This window comes from Wolbachia endosymbiont (group A) of Alloplasta piceator (assembly GCF_964028505.1).
GTDB classification, from domain to species: domain Bacteria; phylum Pseudomonadota; class Alphaproteobacteria; order Rickettsiales; family Anaplasmataceae; genus Wolbachia; species Wolbachia pipientis.
The window spans coordinates 770,034-793,404 of record NZ_OZ034793.1 but is presented as its reverse complement, the minus strand read 5'-3'; the positions used below and the strand labels follow the sequence as shown (position 1 = coordinate 793,404).

General features: G+C 35.8%; 22 protein-coding genes and 1 tRNA gene. 10 read left to right on the top strand and 13 right to left on the bottom strand.

The features are described from left to right. Positions 1–312 precede the first annotated feature (312 nt). The 5 genes from ABWU31_RS03870 (at position 313) to ABWU31_RS03850 (ending at position 5,105) form a co-directional block, all read left to right on the top strand. Positions 313–1,095, top strand: coding sequence for an MlaE family ABC transporter permease (locus ABWU31_RS03870; protein ID WP_015589313.1), 783 nt, complete (start codon positions 313–315; stop codon positions 1,093–1,095). Beyond that, positions 1,088–1,789: an ABC transporter ATP-binding protein gene (locus ABWU31_RS03865; RefSeq protein WP_006279859.1), complete on the top strand. Its 702-nt coding sequence runs from the start codon at positions 1,088–1,090 to the stop codon at positions 1,787–1,789. The genes ABWU31_RS03870 and ABWU31_RS03865 overlap by 8 nt, the downstream gene beginning before the upstream one ends. A gap of 320 nt (positions 1,790–2,109) precedes the next feature. Beyond that, a complete protein-coding gene (locus ABWU31_RS03860) occupies positions 2,110–2,607 on the top strand; it encodes a hypothetical protein (protein WP_353271084.1) in 498 nt (165 codons plus the stop codon). Positions 2,608–2,689: 82 nt separating this feature from the next. Then, positions 2,690–3,853, top strand: a complete 1,164-nt coding sequence (dxr, locus tag ABWU31_RS03855; RefSeq protein WP_077188384.1) for a 1-deoxy-D-xylulose-5-phosphate reductoisomerase — start codon at positions 2,690–2,692, stop codon at positions 3,851–3,853. A gap of 292 nt (positions 3,854–4,145) precedes the next feature. Continuing rightward, complete coding sequence (locus ABWU31_RS03850) at positions 4,146–5,105, top strand: Rpn family recombination-promoting nuclease/putative transposase (RefSeq protein ID WP_353271083.1); 960 nt, start codon at positions 4,146–4,148, stop codon at positions 5,103–5,105. Positions 5,106–5,139: 34 nt separating this feature from the next. Here ABWU31_RS03850 and ABWU31_RS03845 read toward each other — a convergent pair whose 3' ends face one another. Continuing rightward, positions 5,140–6,387 (bottom strand): IscS subfamily cysteine desulfurase, encoded by a 1,248-nt coding sequence (locus tag ABWU31_RS03845; RefSeq protein ID WP_353271082.1) that lies wholly within the window; start codon positions 6,385–6,387, stop codon positions 5,140–5,142. Between the two features lie 286 nt (positions 6,388–6,673). Beyond that, entirely contained in the window at positions 6,674–8,092 is a 1,419-nt protein-coding gene (tldD, locus tag ABWU31_RS03840; RefSeq protein WP_010962974.1) for a metalloprotease TldD, read from the bottom strand. A gap of 62 nt (positions 8,093–8,154) precedes the next feature. On the opposite strand from tldD, the gene ABWU31_RS03835 reads away from it, so the two are divergent. From ABWU31_RS03835 to ABWU31_RS03815, 5 genes are all read left to right on the top strand, one after another. Next, positions 8,155–8,239, top strand: a tRNA-Leu gene (locus tag ABWU31_RS03835). 70 nt (positions 8,240–8,309) lie between these two features. Further along, entirely contained in the window at positions 8,310–8,807 is a 498-nt protein-coding gene (locus tag ABWU31_RS03830; RefSeq protein WP_077188390.1) for a hypothetical protein, read from the top strand. A gap of 209 nt (positions 8,808–9,016) precedes the next feature. Beyond that, positions 9,017–10,028 (top strand): IS630 family transposase gene (locus ABWU31_RS03825; protein ID WP_265029767.1). Its coding sequence is split into 2 segments (ribosomal slippage): positions 9,017–9,478 and positions 9,480–10,028, totalling 1,011 coding nucleotides; the frame shifts between segments, so codons are not numbered across the junction. Positions 10,029–10,157: 129 nt separating this feature from the next. Next, complete coding sequence (locus tag ABWU31_RS03820; RefSeq protein WP_077188389.1) at positions 10,158–10,865, top strand: uroporphyrinogen-III synthase; 708 nt, start codon at positions 10,158–10,160, stop codon at positions 10,863–10,865. Then, positions 10,865–11,644, top strand: a complete 780-nt coding sequence (locus ABWU31_RS03815) for an exodeoxyribonuclease III (protein ID WP_006279450.1) — start codon at positions 10,865–10,867, stop codon at positions 11,642–11,644. Before ABWU31_RS03820 ends, ABWU31_RS03815 begins: the two co-directional genes overlap by 1 nt. Before the next feature lie 20 nt (positions 11,645–11,664). Here the strand turns inward: ABWU31_RS03815 and ABWU31_RS03810 are convergent, their stop codons facing one another. The 11 genes from ABWU31_RS03810 to mnmG form a co-directional block, all read right to left on the bottom strand. After that, a complete protein-coding gene (locus ABWU31_RS03810; protein WP_353271081.1) occupies positions 11,665–12,705 on the bottom strand; it encodes a hypothetical protein in 1,041 nt (346 codons plus the stop codon). Positions 12,706–12,754: 49 nt separating this feature from the next. Beyond that, on the bottom strand, positions 12,755–15,331 hold the full coding sequence (gene polA / locus ABWU31_RS03805) for a DNA polymerase I (RefSeq protein ID WP_353271080.1): 2,577 nt from the start codon (positions 15,329–15,331) through the stop codon (positions 12,755–12,757). Between the two features lie 214 nt (positions 15,332–15,545). Continuing rightward, entirely contained in the window at positions 15,546–15,710 is a 165-nt protein-coding gene (locus ABWU31_RS03800; protein WP_010082072.1) for an IS3 family transposase, read from the bottom strand. Next, a complete protein-coding gene (locus ABWU31_RS06750) occupies positions 15,703–15,819 on the bottom strand; it encodes a hypothetical protein (protein WP_406722028.1) in 117 nt (38 codons plus the stop codon). Before ABWU31_RS06750 ends, ABWU31_RS03800 begins: the two co-directional genes overlap by 8 nt. Positions 15,820–15,867: 48 nt before the next feature. Further along, positions 15,868–16,164 carry an IS3 family transposase gene (locus ABWU31_RS03795; protein ID WP_094189604.1) on the bottom strand — a complete coding sequence of 99 codons (297 nt, stop codon included), beginning with the start codon at positions 16,162–16,164 and terminating at the stop codon, positions 15,868–15,870. 177 nt (positions 16,165–16,341) lie between these two features. Continuing rightward, complete coding sequence (locus ABWU31_RS03785) at positions 16,342–16,605, bottom strand: transposase (protein ID WP_317051380.1); 264 nt, start codon at positions 16,603–16,605, stop codon at positions 16,342–16,344. A 232-nt stretch (positions 16,606–16,837) separates the two neighbouring features. Further along, entirely contained in the window at positions 16,838–17,644 is an 807-nt protein-coding gene (locus ABWU31_RS03780; RefSeq protein WP_077188304.1) for an SDR family oxidoreductase, read from the bottom strand. A 5-nt stretch (positions 17,645–17,649) separates the two neighbouring features. After that, the gene (locus tag ABWU31_RS03775) at positions 17,650–18,294 is read right to left on the bottom strand and encodes an alpha/beta hydrolase (RefSeq protein ID WP_015589325.1); all 645 of its coding nucleotides are present in this window, start codon (positions 18,292–18,294) and stop codon (positions 17,650–17,652) included. A gap of 809 nt (positions 18,295–19,103) precedes the next feature. After that, positions 19,104–19,469: a hypothetical protein gene (locus ABWU31_RS03770; RefSeq protein WP_353271079.1), complete on the bottom strand. Its 366-nt coding sequence runs from the start codon at positions 19,467–19,469 to the stop codon at positions 19,104–19,106. 121 nt (positions 19,470–19,590) lie between these two features. Beyond that, complete coding sequence (locus tag ABWU31_RS03765) at positions 19,591–21,258, bottom strand: aminopeptidase P family protein (protein ID WP_077188339.1); 1,668 nt, start codon at positions 21,256–21,258, stop codon at positions 19,591–19,593. Positions 21,259–21,266: 8 nt separating this feature from the next. Then, on the bottom strand, positions 21,267–23,189 hold the full coding sequence (mnmG, locus tag ABWU31_RS03760; protein WP_236514382.1) for a tRNA uridine-5-carboxymethylaminomethyl(34) synthesis enzyme MnmG: 1,923 nt from the start codon (positions 23,187–23,189) through the stop codon (positions 21,267–21,269). Positions 23,190–23,371 lie beyond the last annotated feature (182 nt).

The following is a 23,371-nucleotide window of genomic DNA, read 5'->3' as shown; positions in this document are numbered from 1 at the left end:
AAAATACAATACATTAGTAACATGTTTTTTACAGGAAGTAAACAGGGATAGTAAAATAAGTAAGGTTTGCTTATGTAATTGAGTTCTATAGCTAAAGTGGCTCTACAATTTGAAAAACCGTCATTCCGCTACTCGTTAGCGGAATCTATACCGCGAATGAATTGCGGTATGACGTAGGGAAACCTTTCTTGGGTTAAGCTTTAAATTAAAACATCAAGTATATTGAACTTAAAACATATCTCAGCTATACTTTGCGATAAAGTTAATAAAAATTTTAATAAAATCAGTAACTCCAGCTAAAATGAATACAAAGTGAGCTTTTTTGATATAAATAGTGTTAGAATAATTGGTAGGTACTTTATCAATTTTTTGTTAAGGCTTGGTAGTGCATTCATATTTTTTATTCAATCTCTATACCACTGCCTTGTGCCACCATATTATTTTAGCAACATAGCAAGACAAATTATAGAGATAGGCTTTTTCTCTCTGCCAATTGTTGGGCTCACTGGAGTTTTTATAGGAGCGGCAATAGTTTTACAAAGTAGCTTGAGTGACCCATTAATTAACCAAGAACAGATAATACCCAAACTTGTTACGATCACTATCATTAAAGAGTTAGGACCAGTTTTGATCAGCTTAATAATGGTAGGAAAGGTTGGATCATCAGTTGCAGCAGAAATTGGTACGATGCGCATCACCGAGCAAATAGATGCCCTTACAACTTTGAACATCAACCCTTTCAAATATTTAATTGCACCAAGGATTTTAGCGTCAATCATAGTATTTCCCATACTTACAGTATGTGCAGATTTAATAGGAATATTTGGAGGATGTATCACTGCAGTCTTCGAATTTAACCACAATTTAAATATATACATTAAACACACAGCTCAGTTCTTTAATACGTATGATTTTATAACTGGGCTAATAAAAGCAACTGTATTTGGCGCCATAATTTCTGTCTCAAGCTGCTATTACGGTTACCATTGCAAAGAAGGTGCACGAGGAGTAGGTGTTGCTACAACATCAACTGTTGTTTTATCGTCCATACTGATCATTTTAGCAAACTACATGATTACTTTGATACATGCGTAACCCCATAATATCAATATTGAACTTAAGCTTATCTTTTGATGATAGGACAGTACTAAAAGATCTAAATTTTGATATATTAAAAGGGGAATCATTAGTCATACTTGGTGGCTCAGGAAGCGGCAAATCTGTATTAACAAAAACAATTATCGGCTTGCTTGCTCCAGACTCAGGGTCTGTTAAAATAAATAGTAAAAGCAAAAATAAATTTGGGGTTTTATTTCAAAATTCCGCTTTATTTGACTACGTTACAGTGTGGGAAAATATATCTTTTAATTATAAAAAGCGCTTTAATATCAGCAAAAAAGAGGCAAAACAGCTAGCAATCGAGAAGTTAAATGATGTTGGACTGGAGGAAAGCATAGCAGATATGTTTCCAATAGAGCTATCAGGTGGAATGAAAAAAAGAGTGGCACTTGCAAGGGCGATTGCACACAACCCAGAAATCATTATTTTGGATGAACCAACTTCAGGATTGGACCCAATTATGTCAGATATAGTAAACGAGATAATAATAAAATTATCTAGAGATCTTAACCCTACAATTATCACGATTACACATGATATTCATAGCGCATTTAAAATAGCTGATAAAATAGCAGTATTATATGAAGGGGAGATCATTTCCCATGGAACTGTTCAGGAAATACAAAATACTAATAACGAATATATAAAAAAATTCATTCATTATATATAGCTAAAGATATATACACTATTGCTAACAGTCATATTTTTAAGTTTTAACTTTGTAAAAGGTAGTGAACATTGGAATTCAGATTTTTTTCAAACTGGATCCTATAGCTAACACGTCATACCGCGATTCATTCGCGGTATCTCGGCATAGATTCCGCTAACTAGTAGCGGAATGACGAATTTGTCGTTTTTCAAATTGTCGTAAGTCAGTTTAGCTATGTATAGGATGACAGAAATTGTTTGTATTAGCTATATTCAAAAGCTCTATTGATATTTTGCAATATTTGTGATAAAATAATAGCTTAAGGTTGAGAGTAAAAATTTATGAGTGAAGCTCAAGGTCCAAACATTGCAGAATGGCAAGCGCAGCAGCAACACCAAGAGGCTGCTGGTGAGAAAAGTGGTTTTGGTCTTGGTCATAGTGACTCTGTTTCAACAGTTGTCGATGGAATGAAATGGTTGTTCAACTTTCATGAAGGAGCAATTGCTGCTTATAGTAACGTGTTTGAAGGTTTGGTGAGTGGTAGTAGTCTAGTAACGCTGTTTGGAAAATCAGGTAATATGTTTGGCATAAAATTTCTTGAAGGCCTTGCAGAATATTTTTCAGGTGGAGGTGGGAAAGATATGCCATCAGAAGGAATGGATATGGCTCATGGTGATGAGGGACCTCACTCAGATGATTACCCTCATGCCAATAATGAAATGGCTCATAATGCTGATGGTTTGCAAGACATGCATGATGCAGGTGATCACCATGGTCAATCTTTTTCACCTGGTCCTTCACCATCTGTTGGTGATGACCACGGGCATGAACTTGGTTAAACGCTTAAAAACTGCTGAATAGTATGCGAGAAGGCCTAATAAGAAAAGTTGCTGTTGTTATAATTAACATGAGTTTGTCTTAGTGAAAAAGGTTTCAGTTTTAGGGTCAACAGGAAGTGTTGGAAAAAAGACTGTAGATTTGCTCTCAAAGAGAAAAGAAGAATACCAAGTGGAAGCACTAAGTGCCCATTCGAACTTTGCTCTACTGGCACACCAAGCAAAACTGCTAAATGCAAAATATGTTGCTATCTCCGATGAAAGGCTTTACAAAGATTTGAAAGAAAGTTTACTTGGTACAGATGTAAAAATAGCAATTGGTGCTACAAATATTGCTACCATACCTGTTGATCTCTCAGTTGTTGCAATAGTTGGCATTGCAGGCCTTGAGCCAGTTATGGAGGTTATAGAAAGCGGTACCAAAGTCATTGCATTGGCAAACAAAGAAAGCATTGTTTGCGGTGGAAAGTTATTACTCAAAAAAGCTAAAGAAAAAAATGTACAAATAATCCCTATTGACTCTGAGCACAATGCAATTTTTCAAATTTTGCAAAATGACGACAAATGCGTAGAAAAGATCATACTTACTGCTTCTGGTGGACCATTCTTAAATTATAGTTCTGAGCAATTAAGAAATGTCATGGTAGATCAGGCGCTTAGTCACCCCACTTGGAATATGGGAAAGAAAATCTCGGTTGATAGCGCAACAATGATGAATAAGGCACTAGAGATAATAGAAGCACATAACTTGTTTAACATCAGCCCGGATAAAATTGAAGCAATAGTGCATCCTGAGTCAATAGTACATGGAATTGTAACTTATAAGGATGGGTTCAACTTTGCTGTGCTTGCAGAGACTGACATGGCAATTCCCATTTCATATGCTTTGTCTTGGCCGGAAAGATCAGCTTTAAATTGTAGACTAGATTTAACAGAGCAAGGAAAATTGACCTTTCAAGAACCAGACCATAAACGTTTTCCTGCGCTAAAGCTTAGCATGGCAGTGTTAAACTCTTCTGCTCCACAAGCAAATAGTATTGTGCTCAATGCTGCAAATGAAATAGCTGTTAATGAATTTTTGAAGTCACGAATTGGCTTTTTAAAAATAGTAGAGATAGTGGAATCAACAATAGAAAGTTTTGATAGTTATACTGATATTAATTCACTATCTGATATAATAAATATTGATTGTGAAAGTCGTATTATTGCTAATAAAATTGTTGAAAGTAAAGTTGTTGCGTATAGCTAGAGTAATGTAACCAGACTGCATTCTGTGATTTTTTTTTTAGCAAAGCACGATACAAAATCGTCATTCCGCTACTAGTTAGCGGAATCTATGCCGAGATACCGCGAATGAATCGCGGTATGACGGTTCGCGGTGGTATGACGGTTAAGTAATTCGTCATCCCGCTGCTTGTTAGCGGGATCTAGAGATACCGCGGCGGTATGACGGTTCGCGGCGGCATAGCTATCTTCAAAAATATGGTTGAATAATTGTTAATAATAGTGTATAATTATTAATATTTTTAAGCACTTTGGCTATGGCTTTATCTAAGTTTCTCGACCCTAAGCTGGATTTAACCTTTAAAAGAATCTTTGGCACTGAAAAAAATAAGAATATTCTCATACATTTTTTGAATGATATTTTAGGGTTTACCGAGATAAATACTATACAAGAAGTGGAGTTCCTCAGTACTATAATGGATCCTGAAATTGCCTCTGATAAGCAAAGTATAGTTGATGTTCTTTGCAGGGACTCTAGTGGGGCTAGGTATGTGATTGAAATGCAGCTCACTCGCGATAAAGGCTTCGAAAAACGAGCTCAACTATATGCTGCTAAGGCTTACTCAAGGCAAGCTGATAAATCTGATAAGTACATTGATTTAAAGAAGGTTTTCTTTATTGCTATCTCTAATTGTAATTTATTTCCTGATAAGCTTGATTATATATCCAGCCACACTATAAGAGATGAGAAAACCAATGAGCATGACTTAAAAGATTTTCAATTTGTATTTATTGAACTACCTAAATTTCCTAAGAATAAGGAAGAACAGCTAGAAAGCATAGTGGATCGTTGGTTATTTTTCTTCAAATATGCAGATGAAACTACGGAAGAAGACTTAAGGAAAATAGCAGAAAAAGCACCAATAATAAAGTTAGCCTACGATGAATTAGACAGGTTTAGCTGGAATGAAAAAGATTTAGTAGCTTATGAAGAAAGAATAATGGATCTACGGAAAGAAGAAGCCATTCTTGAATACAGACTTGACCTTGCTACTGAAAAAGGCATCCAAATTGGCGAAGAAAGAGGCATCAAAATCGGTAAAGAGGAAGGGAAAATTGAAGGGAAAATTGAAGGGAAAATTGAAGGGAAAATTGAAGGGAAAATTGAAGTTGCAAAAGCAATGCTGGCTAATAATGTTGATGTTAACACTATTGTCAAGTTTACTGGCCTTTCTATTAGTGAGATTGAAGAATTAAGTGTGAACGGTACAGAGTAATTTCAAAGTGCATTTGCAGTTGGAACGGATACATTTAATGAGAGTCCCATTTCACGGTGTTCAAATCTACTCCTTCTTGTACCATCTCCCAAAGTGGGCTCATTTCTCTCAGTCGGCCAACATTTTTAGTAATAAGATCTGTTGCGTACAAAACTTCTTCTTTGGTTGTAAATCGGCCTAGGCCAAATCTAATTGATGAATGCTCAAGGTCATGGCCATTATTTAACGACCGTATGACATAGGAAGGCTCAAGAGACGCAGATGTGCACGCAGAACCAGAACTTACTGCTAAATCCTTGATTGCCATGATGAGAGACTCACCCTCAACATAGGGAAAGCTCAAGTTTAGGTTGCCAGGAATCCTATTTTCATAGTCACCATTTAAAACAACATCAGGAAATGCTTCTTTTATCTTATTGTACAAAATATCTCTCAGTCCTTCCAATTTGCTTGCTTCTGGTTCCATTTCTTCTTTAGCAATACGTGCTGCTTCACCAAAACCGACTGCAAGGGGAGTTGGAACTGTTCCAGAACGCATACCTCTTTCTTGTCCACCACCACTGATCAATGGTGTCAATCTAACACGAGAGCCCTTTTTACGAACGTATAATGCGCCTATTCCCATAGGTCCATAAATTTTGTGGCTAGAGAGACTCATAAGATCAATGCGCATCTCATTAACATCAATTGGAACTTTTCCAAAGCTTTGAGCTGCATCTGTGTGGAAAAATATATTATACTTTCTACATATTGCACCAATTTCTTTGACAGGCTGAATTATTCCGATTTCATTATTTACCATCATCACTGAAACCAGGATTGTTTGATCAGTAATTGCTTCCTCAAGCTTTGATAAATCTATAATTCCGTTTTGCTTAACAGGCAAATATGTAACTTTAAAGCCTTCATTTTCCAGATGCCGACAAGAATCCAAAACACACTTATGCTCCGTGCAGACAGTGATTATATGATTTCCTTTATTTTTATAAAAGTGAGTAACGCCCTTGATTGCTGTATTATTTGACTCAGTTGCACCTGAGGTAAAGATAATTTCTTTGCTATCTGCGTTCACCAGATCAGCGATGTGTTTCCTTGCTTTTTCCACTGCTTCTTCAGCAGTCCAACCAAATGAATGGCTGCGAGAGTGTGCATTGCTGAACTCACCAAAGTAAGGTATCATCACCTCTAAAACACGGGGATCCACTTTAGTAGTAGATTGATAATCAAGAAATATTGGTAATTTTATTTTAGCATCATGTATTTTTTTACTTTCAACATTCATAAAGCTACCACAGAGACAAAATTTACAACCATTTAATAGCACTAAAACTTAATTTTTTCAAGATATAATCTTGCATCAAGTACAAAAGTGTCATCCAAGTAGCTGACACATAACTGTACGAACATTTATTTGCGAAAGCAGTGTGTTAAATGTTATAGCCAGTTTTGCCTCAAACACAAAGGCAGTGCCCAAACACTGGGATGACACCCTACTGGTGGCAATTGCTTCCAAATCACAATGTTTGTACAATTGTGCGCCGTGTGCTGGAATCCGTTTTAGCCCTTATCTATATCTCAGTTCCACCAACAGTTATTGCGTCGACTTTGAGTGTCGGCTGACCAACTCCAACGGGCACATTTTGTCCATCTTTCGAGCATGTGCCAACACCAGGATCTAACTTTAAGTCATTACCAACCATAGATACTTTTTTCAACACTGTTGGACCGTCACCAATTAGTGTTGCCCCTTTGACTGGCTGTGTAATTTTGCCATTTTCTATTAGGTAAGCTTCCGAAGATGAAAAAACAAATTTTCCTGACGTTATATCAACCTGCCCACCACCGAAATTTACTGCATATAGACCTTTCTTTACGCTAGATATTATTTCCTTCGGTGTATACTTTCCGGGCAACATATAGGTGTTTGTCATGCGCGGCATAATAACTTCTTTATAACTTTCTCTTCTACCATTACCAGTTGGGCTTACACCCATGAGTTTAGCGTTCATATGATCCTGCATGTATCCTTTTAGGATCCCATCCTCTATCAATATATTATAACTGGGTGGAGTGCCTTCATCGTCTACGCTGATAGAACCGCGCAAATTGGGCAGAGTTCCGTCATCAACTACTGTGATGTCACTAGCTGCTACTTGTTTACCCACAGAATTTGAAAATGCTGAGACTTTTTTGCGATTGAAGTCGCCCTCAAGTCCATGACCCACGGCTTCGTGTAACAATATTCCTGGCCAGCCTGGACCTAAAACGACTGTCATTTCTCCGGCTGGAGTTGGAATTGCTTCAAGATTTACCAGTGCTTGTTCTAACGCTTGGTTTGCAACTTCTTTCCACTTTTTCTCAGAAATAAACTTACTATAAGAGTCCCTTCCACCATGCCCTGCAGAACCTCTTTCGGTACGGCCATCTTTTTCTACAATGACTAGCACATTAAAACGTACCAGAGGCCTGATATCGCTTAATCTGTGATCACCCTTTATTATTTGTACAACTTGCCATTCTCCACTTAGAGTTATTTTTACTTGCTTCACGCAGTTATTTTTGGACCTTACATACTCATTAACCTCATTGAGTAGCTTAATCTTTGAATTCAGATCCATTTCATTTATAGGGTTAATCCTCGAATATAGGCTTTTTGTCTCTTCGTTTAAATTTATTGAATTTGTCTTGTTTAAAGACACTGAGCTTTTTACCATAGAAGCAGCATTACTAATTTCTTTTTCGCTGATCTCAGAAGAACAAACGAAAGATGTACTATCTTCACAAAAAGACCTTAAACCAAATCCCCTTCTAGTATTCAAGTCCATGTGTTTTAATATGTTATCCTCAAAAACCAGGGACTCCGACTGGCAAAATTCTAGAAACAGCTCACCACCATCGCTATTGCTCAAAGCGTTATTGACTATTTTATACACGTTATTAATATTAACATTGTTTTGAGCAAAAAATATTTGATCTAGATTTGGCATTACCTTTGAACTAAAAATTGTTTAAGTATATTATTTAACTTTAACATAGTAAACTATAAAAAGCCCGGGTGGCGGAATTGGTAGACGCGCTAGCTTCAGGTGCTAGTAACTTTTTAAGTTGTGGAAGTTCAAGTCTTCTCTCGGGCACTCTTAGCTTCCATATTGCTTATTGAATTAATTAATGTTATAATATAACATATTAGGTAATATTCATGCTATGTATAGTGAAAAAAATAAGTTAGCCTGCAGAAAGAAGGTACGAACTTACTCGAAACGCTTAGTTACTACACTATCTACTATCTCTTTCATTGGATACATAGCGGCATTGGTCTTGAATATTCCTGTCTTAAGTCTGTATTTTAGTATTGCCGGCACTATATTCAGTGCACTTTCGTTTGCTTTAAATATATGGTCACTAAATGATCATTCCCGACAACAGAATCTTAATAAGAAATCTGGCATAAAAAACACTCCAGGACAAAAAAAGTTAACAAAGATCTATCTTGATATAGCATCCAGTGCTTCATTTCTAATAGGAGGTATTGCATCTATGTCGCTTTTTGAGTCTTCTGTTATTTATTTTGTTTCTACGCCTTTTTTTATTCTAGGCTGTGTTATTATGGCAGCTAATATCGTTCAAACTATGATTAGTGAACCACAGACAAAAAACGTCCTTGAGAATCTCTCTTCAAATACTACAAGAGTACAAGCTTAAGTATTAACTTATACAGGAATATTAGCTATATAATTCCACTGAAGGAAGCCATTCAAAAGAGTTCGATGTAATTAGCGTCAAAAAAGTGTAAGCAGAAATTGTGGGCTTATTGGGGTAGGAGCGCTTATACCAATTCCCATTACAGGGCAAACAGATGGACAATGATGGAAGAAAAGCCATACTGAAGTAAGTAAAATAGCGAGGTTTAAATGGCATTAAGATCAAAATTATTGGATGAAAAAGTAGTAGAATCAGCAAAAGAAATGCTGAAGAAAGTAAGGAATAATGCATATGTTTCAAAAAAACTAAATGCTGTAATTGCAGCAAAAAAGTACAGTATAACGGCTGTAGCAAAAATATATTGCATTTCAAGAAGCGCACTAACTTCGTGGGTAAAACTCTTGAAAATTGGCAGAGAAGAAAAACTGTTTGCTCCTTCACAACGTCGTAGAAAAACTAAATTAAATCAGGCTCAACTACAGCAAATTGAAGAGTGGATAGAAGAAAATCCTAATATCACCATTAAAGAAATGAGAATAAGAATCCAGGAAAAGTTCGGATTAAATATCAGCAAATCTACAGTACACCGCCATATGCAAAAGATGAAATTCTCATATATTACACCAAGACCAGTTCATAATGGACAAGATAAAAGCAAACAAGAGGAATTCAAAAAAAAATCTCAATGGAGCTATTAGCAAGTATCCAGAAAAAGAGCTATTTTTCTTTGATGAATCACGGTTTGGCACACATTCAAAAGTTGGACATGGGTGGTTTAAAAAGGGGATTAGAACACAGGTTAAAACAAAATTAGGTAGGCAAAATTTCTATCTCTATAGTGCAGTTAATCCTAGAAATGGAGAGAGTTCTAGCTTATTTGCACCAAATGTCAACACTGATTGCATGAACATATTTCTTGAGCAAATTTCGCAATATCTAGAAACACGAGAGGCTTTTCTCGTTATGGACTGTGCTAGTTGGCATAGGTCAAAAAATTTAAAGGTACCTAAAAATATCGACATTATATACCTACCTCCATACTCACCTGAGCTAAATCCTGTTGAGAGGCTTTGGTTATATATAAAACAGAACATTTTGCGCAATAAAATATACGATACAATTGCTCTACTTGAGGGTGCTTTGTGCAAATTTATTACTTCTCTTGCCAGCTCCACAATTAAACAACTCTGCAATGTTTCCTATTTGACTGGACAACAATGAGAGTTGGTATTAGTACTCCTACTTCCACATCAATTACTTGAATAATTGCTCAAGCTATCAAAATAAAAGTTTTTATTCAGTAATTTGTGTATAAAGGGTACTATTTTACTAGTAGTGAAATAAATCAGAATGAAGTCTATTTTATTAACGAGGCCTTTATTGGACTCGTTCAATACAAGAAATATATTGAGAAAGTATGGATACAAAGTTTTTATAGAACCAGTATTCACAATAAAGTACTTAAATCCTGATATATCTGCGTACGAATTTGACGTTGTGATATCTACAAGTAAAAACAGTGTAAAGGCTTTTAGTCAAATATGCAAAGAGGATGACTTTCCGATTATTACAGTTGGTAATTCAACCATGCAGGCTGCAAAAAATTTGGGATTTTCTGATATAATCTCAGCAGACAGCAACGTTGATGGTCTGATATCATTCATAAAAGCTCATTATTCAAACGCAATAAAGTTCTTGTATATAAGGGGACAAGAAGTATCATGTGACCTAAAAAAGAGATTATCTGAAGAAGATTTTAACGTAAGAGAAGTTGTACTCTATAAAACAATCATTAAAAGGAGTCTAACTAATAGGTGTAAAAATTTACTGTTGGATGGTAAAATTGGTAGTGTTGCTTTTTTTTCCTCACAGACAGCAAGGGTATTTTGTTCATTAGTTCTAAAAAGTGGGCTATCTCATGTGATGAATAATACAGTTGCATATACTATGAGTAAAAACATTGCTGATAGTTTAAAGTTAATCAAATGGAAAAAAATTATAACATCGAGGTTGCCTACTGGGGAGAGTTTAATTGATATAATTAATAAGGATTGTTGATGCTAAAGATTGCAACTTGGAATGTAAACTCCATACGTAAAAGAGTTAACCAACTTTGTAGTTTTATAGTTGATAGTCAGATAGATATAATTTTGCTGCAAGAGATAAAATGTATGGAAGAGCAATTTCCTTATGCAGAGATAGAGAAGCTGGGATATGAATGTGCTGTCTATGGACAAGTTGCAAGAAATGGCGTTTGTGTTTTATCTAAATATCCGATACTGGAGAAGTTTAAGATTGATATCGTAGAAGGTTATCAAGAAGCGCGTTATATAGAGTGCATAATAAAGCACAATAATCAGAAGGTAAGGGTGGGAAGTGTATACGTTCCAAACGGTCAAAGCCCGGACTCTCAAGCATTTGAATATAAACTCAAGTTTTTTGATAATCTATATGAAAGGATGAGCACTTTGTTAAAGAATGAAGAGTTAACTATTATAGCTGGCGATTATAATGTTGCACCGGATGAAATTGATGTCTTTGATTCAAACTTATTGAATGGCCAAGTGTGCTTTCATATAAGAGAACGTGAGAAGTTAAGAGCGATCTTGAATCTTGGGTTTAAAGATGCGTTTAGAATATCTCACCCAAATTTGCAACAATTCACTTGGTGGCATTATCAAGGCAATTCACTCAGAAATAATCAAGGAATGCGAATAGATTATATGCTGTTATCACCACAAGCTGTAGATAAATTGGAAACATGCTACATAGATGATAGATTGCGTAAGCTAGAAAATCCGTCTGACCATACTCCTGTTGTATGTGCTATAGAATAATAGCAGATCTCTTACACAATTCACTTTTGGCAAACCTGAGTAGTCTTACCTTTGCTGCTCTGTGGTTCTTCCCTTCGTTTGTTTTCCTTTCCTGTCCAAGATTGATCGCGCTGCTCACTCTTTTCGTTTTCCCTGTTGTTTCTCTGGGAAATTTGTTCAGGAACAGGCTGTTGTTCACTCTTTTCTTTTCCTTGGGAAATTTGTTCAGAAACAGAGGTGCCTTTCTCAACTTCTGTAACTGGGGTTTTTAAAATATCATCAATGCCCTCGAGAATTTTTCCATTCAGTTTTTCTCTCTTTTCTGTATCATTTTTATCTTGTGAGTTAGGGTCATACAAAGTACCTTTTTTGTTATTTGAAAAAAGAACCTCCACTCCTCCTTTTATGGCAAATATTGTGCCGATAGCAGTAAGAACTACTCCGAGTGTAGTAGGACCAAAAATTAACATTGGAATAGTGGAAAGAAGGACAGGAAAAAAGATCTTGCTTAAGAACGTTGTTACCATCTCTTCATCACTGAGTGGTGGTTCATCCTCTTCTTTTTTATCTTTACCTAAGAATGGTATTTTTTCTTTCATCCCATCCATAAAGGAGCCAGAAATATTTTTCGGGTCTATTTTGATCCCTCCAATTAGCAGCAGCATTTCCAATACAAACTTTATGGATGAATCTTTAGCTTCTGTACCGCGTATATCAGCTACACAGTCATCTACTACTTCTTTTATTTTACCATTTTCTAAATTCTCTTCATTAGCTAATTTTTTCTCTCTAATTTTCTCAAATACGGAAAGTAAAAACTGAGAAAAATTCTCTTCACTGAGTGGTTCTACATCTTCTAGCTTGACATTATTGAATATAATTTGATTCTGACTTAGCATGAAAGCGAGTACTGCCTCGTCATCTTCCTTTAATTCTTTAGGTTGTACTTTGTTTTTTAGCAATTGTATAAAGGCATCATGGATTACCTGATGTTCCTCTTTTTCAAAAATTTTCTCATCTTCGTTAGTTACCTGAGTAGGTAACTTTGGAGGTTTTGAACTTTTTACTTGTGGGCCTGTCATGGCTGACCTATTTGCATTTGCTATGTTTTATTCTAACATATTTTTCGTATTAGTTCAAATGATTTATACTCCTAGAATCCACGATGTTTAAGTCATAATTAAGAGCCCAGTTGTCGCCAACTTTTATTTCTACTTCAAGTGGTACAGAAATTTCTATTGCATTTTCCATTATATCTTTCATAAGTTTTGCTGTTTCTTGTACCTTTTCGTCCTCTACTTCAACCAGTAGTTCATCGTGAACCTGGAGGATTATTTTACCTACTTTCAATTGGTCAAAAAGCTGAATTGTCGCACGTTTTATTATATCAGCAGCGGTTCCTTGCAGTGGTGCGTTTATTGCTGCCCTTTCTGCAAATTGTCTTATATAAGGAATTGTATTGTTTATGTCTCTTACAAAGCATCTCCTGCCAAACAAAGTTTCTACATAACCATGCAATCTTGCGATAGACACTGCTTTTTCCATATAGGCCTTTATTTCTGGGTAACAGGAAAAATAGTAATTAATGTATTCAGCAGCTTCCGCAATGGTAATTCCAAGCCGCTTTGCAAGACCAAATGGGCTAATGCCATATATAATTCCAAAATTGATGGATTTTGCTTTGCGTCTTAATTGCTCATCTATTTCTTGCACTCCAAAAACTTGCCTTGCGGTGATCTCATGAATATCTTGTCCGTTTGCAAAAGCTTCTTTAAATGCTGCAACGTTTGCAACGTGTGCCAGGAGTCTTAATTCTATTTGCGAATAGTCAGCAGAAATTATCTTATGCCCTTTTGGCGCAATAAATGCTTGTCTGATAAGATTTCCCTCTTCGCTTCTGATAGGAATATTCTGTAAATTAGGATTGCTGGAGCTCAGCCTTCCAGTTGCAGTTGCAGTCGTTGAAAAGCTTGTGTGTATTCTACCATCAAGTGGATCAACTTGCTTTATTAATGCATCAGTGTAGGTGCCTTTTAATTTACTTAAATGTCGCCAATTTAAGATTTTACTTGCGATTTCCACCCCTTCTTCTTCGAGTGCCTCTAGAACTTCATAATTGGTGCTATACGATCCAGATTTTTTTGACTTTTTCTTTTTATTAAGCCCCATTTTGTTGAATAAAACATCACTTAATTGTTTTGGCGAAGCAATATTAAATCTTTCTCCTGCCAAATTATATATCTCATCTTCAAGCACGGCAATTACCTGCTGAAATTTATCGGACAGCTCCTGTAATTTTTGTATGTTCAGTAATATCCCATTTTTCTCCATATCAAATATTACTTTCATAAGTGGCTTATCGAAGCGCTCGTAAATTGTGAACAATTTTTCCTGAAATAACCTTTGCTTTAGCTTTTCATGAATTGCTATTAAAGTTTTTGCCGAGAAAATTTCTGCATTTTCACTCAAATTATGCGCAACTATGTTTGGAATACTGTGATCGTGTTTTCCTGTATCCAAGCTATACGACATTATCATCAAATCATCAACTGAATCTAGCATCTTCTCTACTGTAGGGAAGATTTTCCTGATTTCTTTAATGTTATGTATTATTTTAAGCGCCCCATTTGAGAGTAAAGTTGAGTTAATTATAATGAGTGCATCTTGTATGCTGTCTTGCTCTATATAAAAAATATTACTTTCGCTATAAGATAAGGAAATTTTATTTAATAAGTTGTCTTCAAAGTGGCAATGAATTGCAATTCTGCCTTCATATCTACAATGCTCCAAAAATTTCTCTAACTCTTCACTACTATATCCTATTTTCTCTTTTGTGCTAGACCCATTATAGGAAAAAAGCTTTTCCATTTTACCTATTAAAGAATTGAATTCATACTTCTTTAAAAAGGATAATAGTTTTTCCATATTTGGAGGGCGAACTTCACATTTTGCAATATCATGTTGAAGGTCTACTTTTTCGCATAGTGATAAAAGTTCTCTTGAAATTAGCGCTTTTTCCTTATGTTCAGCAAGAATATTACGAATCCTCGTTTGCTCGATGTTATCAATGTTCTCTATAATATTATTCAATGAATCAAATTCATCTAGTAATTTAGCTGCAGTCTTCGGACCTATTCCCGGAACGCCTGGAATGTTGTCAGATGCATCACCAGTTAGAGAAAATAAATCAAGAAGCTTGTGTGAGTTTACGCCAAATTTTTCTATTACTTGTTTTTCATCTATATATATATTTTTAATGGGGTCGAATATTAAAATATTGTGGTTCAAGAGTTGAAATAAATCTTTATCTGATGAAACGACTACCACTTTAAAGTCTTGGTGGTTGGCGTATTTTGCAGCTAGTGTTGCAATTATATCATCTGCTTCATAACCTTCAATCTCTTCATAGCTGAGGTTAAAAGCTTCTACCGCTTCCCTCAGTATGGTGAACTGTGGAGTTAGATCCTCAGGAGGCGTTACTCTGTTCGCTTTGTACTCAGGATATAAATTGTGCCTAAAATTCTTTTTCCCTGCATCAAGTGCTATAGTTAAGTAGTCCGAATGGGCAATGTACTTAAGAACCATATTCAGAAAGCCATATACACCACCTATTGGCATTCCTGTTGTGGTAATTAAGTGAGGTAGTACATAGTAAGCTCTGAAAAGAAAACCATAGCCATCGATGATTGTGAAAGTTTTTTCTTTCATTGTAGATATTTATGCGTGCTTTTGATGGTCCACTATTTAGCTGAGAAAATCAAGTTTTTGTTTTTCTGCTTTTGAGCGTTGTAAGAGATTTTACCGAAAATAGCATTCATGATGGGGATGTACACATATGACCTTACCCAGAAAAAGTGGAGAGAAAGTGTGGAATGTTTTTTACAAAAAGAATGATGCATCAAATTGTTCTGGAATGCAATAGTTAATAGTGACGTTGTTTGTTATAAAAAATTTCTATGTATTCAAATATTGCAGTTCTAGTTTGTTGAGCAGAGTGTTGTGAAGTATCAATAAGTATTTCTCTTTTCAATGAGCTAAAGAAGCTTTCTGCAACAGAATTGTCGTAACAACAGCCTTTATTACTCATCTATATTCTTTACAGCTAAGAGATATTGATACCCTTGCGCAGTATATTGTGAACCTTGGTCACTGTGCAGCAGTAGATTTTTAACAGGTTTACGCCTATTAATGGCCATTAATAAAGAGTTCATAACCAATTGTTTGTTTATTGCACTACTCATTAACTACCATACGTGAGAATTATTGCTGCCAAATATAGCCATCCCTCCTTGGTTTTGATGTAAGTAATCCCATACTTTATTTGGTTGATCAACAATAAAGTTTTGATCTAGTATATTGGGAGCTACAGCTCTATTATCTGTTTGTTGTTTTTTAATTTTAAACTTTCTTCTCAGTATAGCCCTGATGTCATTTTTCTGCATAATACTTTGCACCGTTTTCAAATTGCAACTTTTACCCAAAGCCTTCAATTCAGCATGAATTTTAGGAGCTCCATATCTACATTTAGAAACTTGATATATTTTTTGAATAGCTTCGAGTAGCTCTTTATTTGCTGATTCTCTACTGCTTATTTTTCTTGTGGTCCACTTATAGTAGCCACTAGCAGAAAATCCTACATAATTCCTGTACTTTATAGCAGTTACTATGCTCTTTTATAAAAAAATATTTTACTCTTTTTGACTGGCCAGGGCTTTTTTTTAAATGTCTCTTTCCCTTGTTACTCTTGCTAACTCTCTTTGTAAATCAAACCTCTCTTTGTCGTAAGGAGCCATGTTACCTCTACCTGGAAATGCATCTGCTGCCGACTTTTTTTCGTTGTGTTTCTTTATCCATTTTCCTAATAAACCACCCTTTATTCCTAAATCCTTTGCTGTTTTTGTAATTGTTTGACCTACCTTTCTTTGTTCATTTGCCAGCTTAACAGCTTCCAATTTGAATTCTGCCGTATATTCTCTTGCCATTTCTAATCCTCCAAAATTTTATTTTACCCAAAAAAACTCTTTTCTTTCTCTCCACTTTTTCTGGGTAAGGTCACTATTTCTTAAGTAATTTACACTTCAGAGTTTATCTGCTTTAAAGTTTACTCTATTCTGTTTCAGCATTTGTCATAAATCCTTAATTATTTCTGACTTTTTAGTTCAGTTTTTAACCATTCTTTCCTTAACTTAATGGCAGTGACAATAAGCATATCTATCATTCTGATGTGATTTCAGTTTTGTTTACGTGCAAACTCTCTAATCCCACCTTGTAGTTAGGATAAATTAGAGAGACATTAAGATCTTTTTTAATTTTAACATTACTTACTCTCTTTGATCCTAAATAAAAACTCTGTGCATAATCTGGTAACTCAATTGGCTCTGGAGGGCTAACATTGAGAAGTTTGGCAGCATACATTACCACTTCAGATTGTGTAGTGGGTAAATCGTCTGCACAATTGTATATTTCACCAGGTTTTATGTTTTGCATGGAAGAAAATAAAATATTTGATATATCTTCAACGTGAATACGAGAAAAAAAATGCCCTTCTTTTTTCACATTTCTTGCTTTGCCAAGCTGCAAGTCAATTAACACGTTCCTACTAGGGCCGTATATTCCAGCTAAACGAAAAATATGTACAGGCAGTTTGCTATTTAGCCACTTCTTTTCAGATTTAAGGCGCTTTTCTCCTCTGATTTCTATAGGTCTTGTTTCAGATTCCTCATCCACCCAATTACCAGAGTGATCACCATAGACGCTAGTTGCAGACAAATAACCAAGCCATTTAACATTTTGCAGGCAATCACCGTATCTCTCCACAACATCATCACCATCTGGAGGAATAGAAATTAAAACGTGCGTTGCGCTTTTAAGCAGATCTTGACTAACTTTCTCATAATTAAAGAGGATTACATCTTGTATATTTTTACTTCTTGATGTGCCACTGACTTTCCAACCTAAGTTCAGTAATTTTTTCGATAAAAATTTAGCTACATATCCATAACCAAAGCAAAACAAGTGCATGAAAATTAATTTTTAAAATTCTTCTTGATAAATTCTACTCCTAATTTTATTCCCTCTTCATTAATAATATGCCCTAATGCATGAATTGGGTGTCCTTCAACATTTACTCCATTTTCTTTCAGAGCTTTAACCGCTAAGTCGAGGGACGAAAAAGGTACCACGTCGTCAGCATCACCATGGATAACACATATGTTAGGTTTTGACTTGATCTCTGGTGCAGTTTTTGAAGGTGAAAGAAATCTACCAGAGTATGCAACAACTGATGCACAGGATTGAGAGCGGGTGAGAGCTGTATGTATTGCAAGCATTGCTCCTTGAGAAAATCCAACTAAAGAAAGTTGCGTATCTTTTAAATTAAGCTCCTTTAATTTTGTATCAATGAAATGATTTACAATTGATGTAGCATTTTTTACTCCATTATATAGCGCTTCCTCACTACGATCTTCCAAACTGAACCACTGATAACCATCACCTATTTCTCTCTCAAACGGAGCATTGGGTACTGCAAAATATGAACCCAGTAAAAACTTGCTCATAACTTTGGCAAGGTGAATAAAATTATCGCCACTTGAGCCCCAACCATGTAAAAAAATAATCAAATTTTTCTTATTTCCGCCTGCACAAATTTCTGGGCCTTTAAGTTCAATCATTTCTTTTCCTTTTGCGTTTATATTTTTATTTAACACTAATTTTCAAATTTGTAAAACCAATGTGCAATTATGTACACTAGCTCATAACTGTATGAACATTGCAATTTGCAGGCAATTCGCGTGGCAGATGAAAGTAGCTGACACTGGAATCCAGCTTTTGATCGAAAATGTTGCATAGTGCACAATCAATTTTTCTAGATCCCAGTGTCAAGCACTGGGATGACATCATAGGGGCGCTGGGATGACACCCTCCTGCTAGACAATGTTCGTACAGCTATGGAATGAATCGTGGTATGACGTAGGATTGCTGTCATTCCAGTGCTTGACACTGGAATGGCTTTGTTGCATCGCTACTTATGAAAGGCTAACTATAGTTAGGATTATAAGCAACCTATTGAAAATCTTGTTTTTTTGCAATCAATCTGATCAAATTTAAGAATAGTAATTTGTTATTTATATTAATAAATTTAATTCTATTGAAAATAGCTAAAGCATTGAAATTCTTGAATTTTAGCCAGATTAGTGAGTGGTAGTGAAATTTCTTTTACTCAAATTTAGGTATTCACTGACCGTTCTTGTTATAAATACCAGAATAATAAGCTACTGATATTCCCTATCTTTTTTATCTTTAATCCATCATAGCTAGCGATGCAACAAAGCCATCCCAGTGTCAAGCACTGGGATGACACCTCTGGGCACTGCCGTCATAAAGGAACCAGTGTCAGCTACTTTCATGACATCAATAATTGACCTCGACTTACCGTCCAACTAGAAAGTTGTATATAGAATGACAGAAATCCAGATGTTATTTACTTACTTTCGATCTTTTCTATCAATTTTTTAACTAAGCCTCTTAGCTTTTTACTGGATTCATCAAGCTCTTGAATCTGCGAGCTGTGCTCTTTCATTAGTTCCTTATAGTTACCTCTTATGTAGTCAATCATTTCCTTCATCTGAGCAATCATCTTGTTAACATCCATACTGCCCAAATCAGGTATCATGCCAGGCATAGCCCCTTCTAACATACCGCCAGCCATAAGCTGCTGAGACATTTGCATAAATGGTTTTAAAGTCTGATTAAGCAATTCAGGATCCTTGGCTAATTTTTCTATTTGCTCTTTGCAAGTATCAATATACTGCTTCATAAATTCATCTTCTTGCCCTTTGTCTATCATAATTATAACCTACCTAAAAATACGTGTTCTTTGTTATATATTATTTTAAAATTAAAAACAATACAAAATACCTGTCACAATTGCATTAATACTTTTTAAATAATAAAAAATGCTCCTTTGCTTATAAAGGGTCACATACCTTCTTTAACCATTCCTTATCTTTTACGCTATTTTCTAAGTTTTTATAGACAAATTGATGGTAGCCATTTATCCATTCAATTTCATCCTTAGTAAGCATTTGCACACTTATTAGTCTTCTATCATATGGAATAGAGGTTAGTTGTTTAAATCCCAAGAAACCATTTTTATGTTTATCAACATACATCAGATTTTCAATCCTTATTCCATACTCTCCCGGAATGTAATAGCCAGGTTCGTTGGATAGTATCATGCCTGGCGTGAGTTTCACTTTATTTCCCTTTGATATTGCTTGTGGTCCTTCGTGTACTGATAGGTAACTTCCTACTCCATGCCCTGTACCATGCATATAGTCCATTCCAAATTTCCATAAATGCGTACGTGCTAATATATCCAATTCTCCACCAGTAGTGCCAGGAGGAAAGATGACACTTGCTATAGCAATGTGAGCTTTGAGTACTATTGTATAGTGGGTTATTTGTTCATCAGTTGGATTGCCAATTGCTACAGTTCTTGTCACATCAGTTGTGCCGTCAAGGTACTGGCCACCAGAGTCAATCAAATACAGTCCATCTTTCTGAATTACTTTATTCGTCTTACTGCTTGCACGATAGTGAATTATTGCTCCATTCTCATTAAATGCTGAAATTGTTGGAAAACTTAGTTGCTTAAACAAATTCTGCTCTTTTCTGTATTCTAAGAGTTTCTCTTCAGCTTCAAGCTCTGTACCAACATTATTTTCAAGCCAATGTAGAAAGTTTGTAACTGCCACTCCATCTCTGATGTGCGCATTTATAGCCCCAGCTATTTCAGTTTGATTTTTTACTGCTTTATGAATTAAACAAGGATCCTCTCTTTCAGCTACCTGTTTATCTTTTATTACAGCCATGATACTCATTGGAGTTGTGTTTGGATCTATAACTATTGAATTTAGCTTGTGCAGCGAATTTTCTAGCTCACTAATATCAAAAATATTTATATGATTGCCTAAATTTGCTTCTATAGTTGAATGTTCTTTATCTTGAATAAACAAATCAACATTACCGCTTTTATACAATATAGCACGGCCCAATATACATGGAGTATATTTAGCATTTTCGTTTCTTAAATTTAATAACCATGAAATTGAATTTGGATCAGTTAAAAGCACTACTTCAGCTTCTTTATCTATACTTTTAGCGACTTTTTCACATTTGTCCTTACTACTTTCACCAGCATATTCAATAGAATGTAAAACCACTGCTTGTTTTCGATAGTCACTTTTTTTTCCAGCTAAACAGGGTATTAATTTACAGATATTCTCATACTTTCTTATATCTTCTATGGTAAAATATTGCAAATAATAACCTAGTGAGGCAGTCGATGTTAAGTTTGCTTTTATCCATTCGCGTGGATCCTCTTCTTGTATATTATATACTTGAAAATTGCCCCGATCGAGCTGATTGCGAGCTTGTGTGATATAGCGTCCATCCGTAAAAAATGGGCACTTGTTGTCTTTTGTAACGATAAGTAGCCCATTTGTTCCTGTAAAGCCACACAGCTTTGTTAGCTCCTCTGAATACTCATTTAAATATTCATCTTTAGTATGCAACATAAATGCATCAACGTTTATCTCGTGCATAAAAGAACGAAATTCTTCGATTTTTGACATAGAACACCTCATACAAAATTAGCAGCCACTTTCGTTTTCCTGTTTCTCAAATACACTAATATGCTAACTATCGCTGCAGGAGTGATGCCTTGTATTTGCTTTGCAATGCCAATTGTTGCTGGTTTTATCGTCTGCAACTTTTCTATTACTTCACTTGACAGGCCTTTAACTTGTGAATAGTTGAAATCAATTGGAATTTGAGTGTTAATTTCCTCTCGTAAAAACTTCATATCCGCTTCTTGTCTTATTAGATAAGGTTTGTATTTTGCTTCAATTTCAACCGCTTCGCATATTTCATTCTTAGTTATGCTACCCATTGCGGTGCCATCCCAGCGCGTGATGCTGCTTAACTCCGGCCATATTTCTTGTAATTTATTCCAGTCGATGTTTGGATAGCTAAGTAAATCTAGTGCCGTTTTTCTTATCCCATCATAAGATATTTTGATACCATAAGACCTAAGCTGCTCAGGAGTAATCGTCAGACTCCCTAACTTCTCTTCAAGCTGCTTAATGGATTCAAGTTTATTCTGTAAAACAGAGTATCTCTCATGCGAAACAAGGGAAATATCATAACCTTTTTGTGTTAATCTTCTATCTGCATTGTCTGACCTGATAGCTAGCCTATATTCTGCACGTGAGGTAAATAATCTATAAGGCTCGATCACCCCTTTGGTGACCAGGTCGTCTATCATTACACCGATATACGAATCTGTACGATGGAGAACAAAGCTTTCTTTTTTTTCAAATGCAGAGAGTGCTGCATTAATTCCGGCGATAATTCCTTGCCCTGCTGCTTCTTCATATCCAGTGGTGCCATTAATTTGGCCAGCAAAATATAGGCCTTTGACTTTCTTGGTTTCAAGAGTATGAAACAGCTCTCGTGGGTCAATATAGTCATACTCAACTGCATATCCAGGTCTTAGTATTTCTGCATTTTCAAGTCCCTTGATACTCTTTATCATTTCACGCTGCACTTCAATAGGCAATGAATTTGAAATTCCGTTTGGGTATACAGTATCATCATCCAGCCCTTCTGGTTCTAAAAATATTTGGTGGCTACTTTTTTCTGCAAATTTTTTAACTTTAACTTCAATTGATGGGCAGTATCTTGGTGCTATAATATCATCCAAATATGAAGAAGCTGACCTGTGAAGGTTCTCTCGAATTATTTTATGCGTGTTTTCATTAGTATGGGTAATAAAGCATGATACCTGAGGTTGGTTAATTTTTTCTGTGAGATAAGAAAACGGCACAGGTGGATTATCACCCACTTGTTCTTGCAATATTGACCAGTTTATAGTGCCACGATCAAGCCTTGGCGGAGTTCCGGTGCGCAATCTACCTAATTTAAAATTATATTTCTTCAACGTATTTGCAAGTTCTACTGCAGGCTTATCTCCCATTCTCCCTGAAGGAGTTACCTGCTCTCCTATATGAATCACACCCCGCAGAAAAGTCCCTGTAGTTAGAACGACTTTACTTGTCAGTATATGCTCCCCTGAGCTTGTTATTACAGCTTTAATGCACAATTCTCCATTGTTATTACTCTCTATAAGAAAATCGTCAACCGACTCTTCTTTTACCGTCAAATTATTATAATTTAGAATAATTTCCTGTATTGCTTGCTTGTATAATTTTCGGTCTGCCTGTGCACGCGGGCCCCATACTGCTGCACCTCTGCTGCTATTTAAAATGACTGAGTGTATACTTGCTTGATCGATTGCTCTTCCCATTATTCCATCAAGAGCGTCAACTTCCCTGACTACAACGCCCTTTGCAACTCCTCCGATTGCTGGATTGCAGGACATTTCCCCTATAGTTGAAATTTTATGAGTTATAAGCAGCGTGTTTGCACCAAGGCGAGCTGCAGCAGCAGCAGCTTCGCACCCTGCATGACCACCACCTACTACTACTACATCATATTTATGCATGCCTTCTTGAGTAATTCTTACTCTACTAATATTCTCACTATTAGCGGTTAATGTCAAATTTTACAGTAATTAACTATTTCAATCATCAGTGGCCAATGTATAGCTAACTCACGTCATACCGTCACGGTATCTCTAGATCCCGCTAACAAGCAGCGGGATGACGGTTTTTCAAATTATCGGGT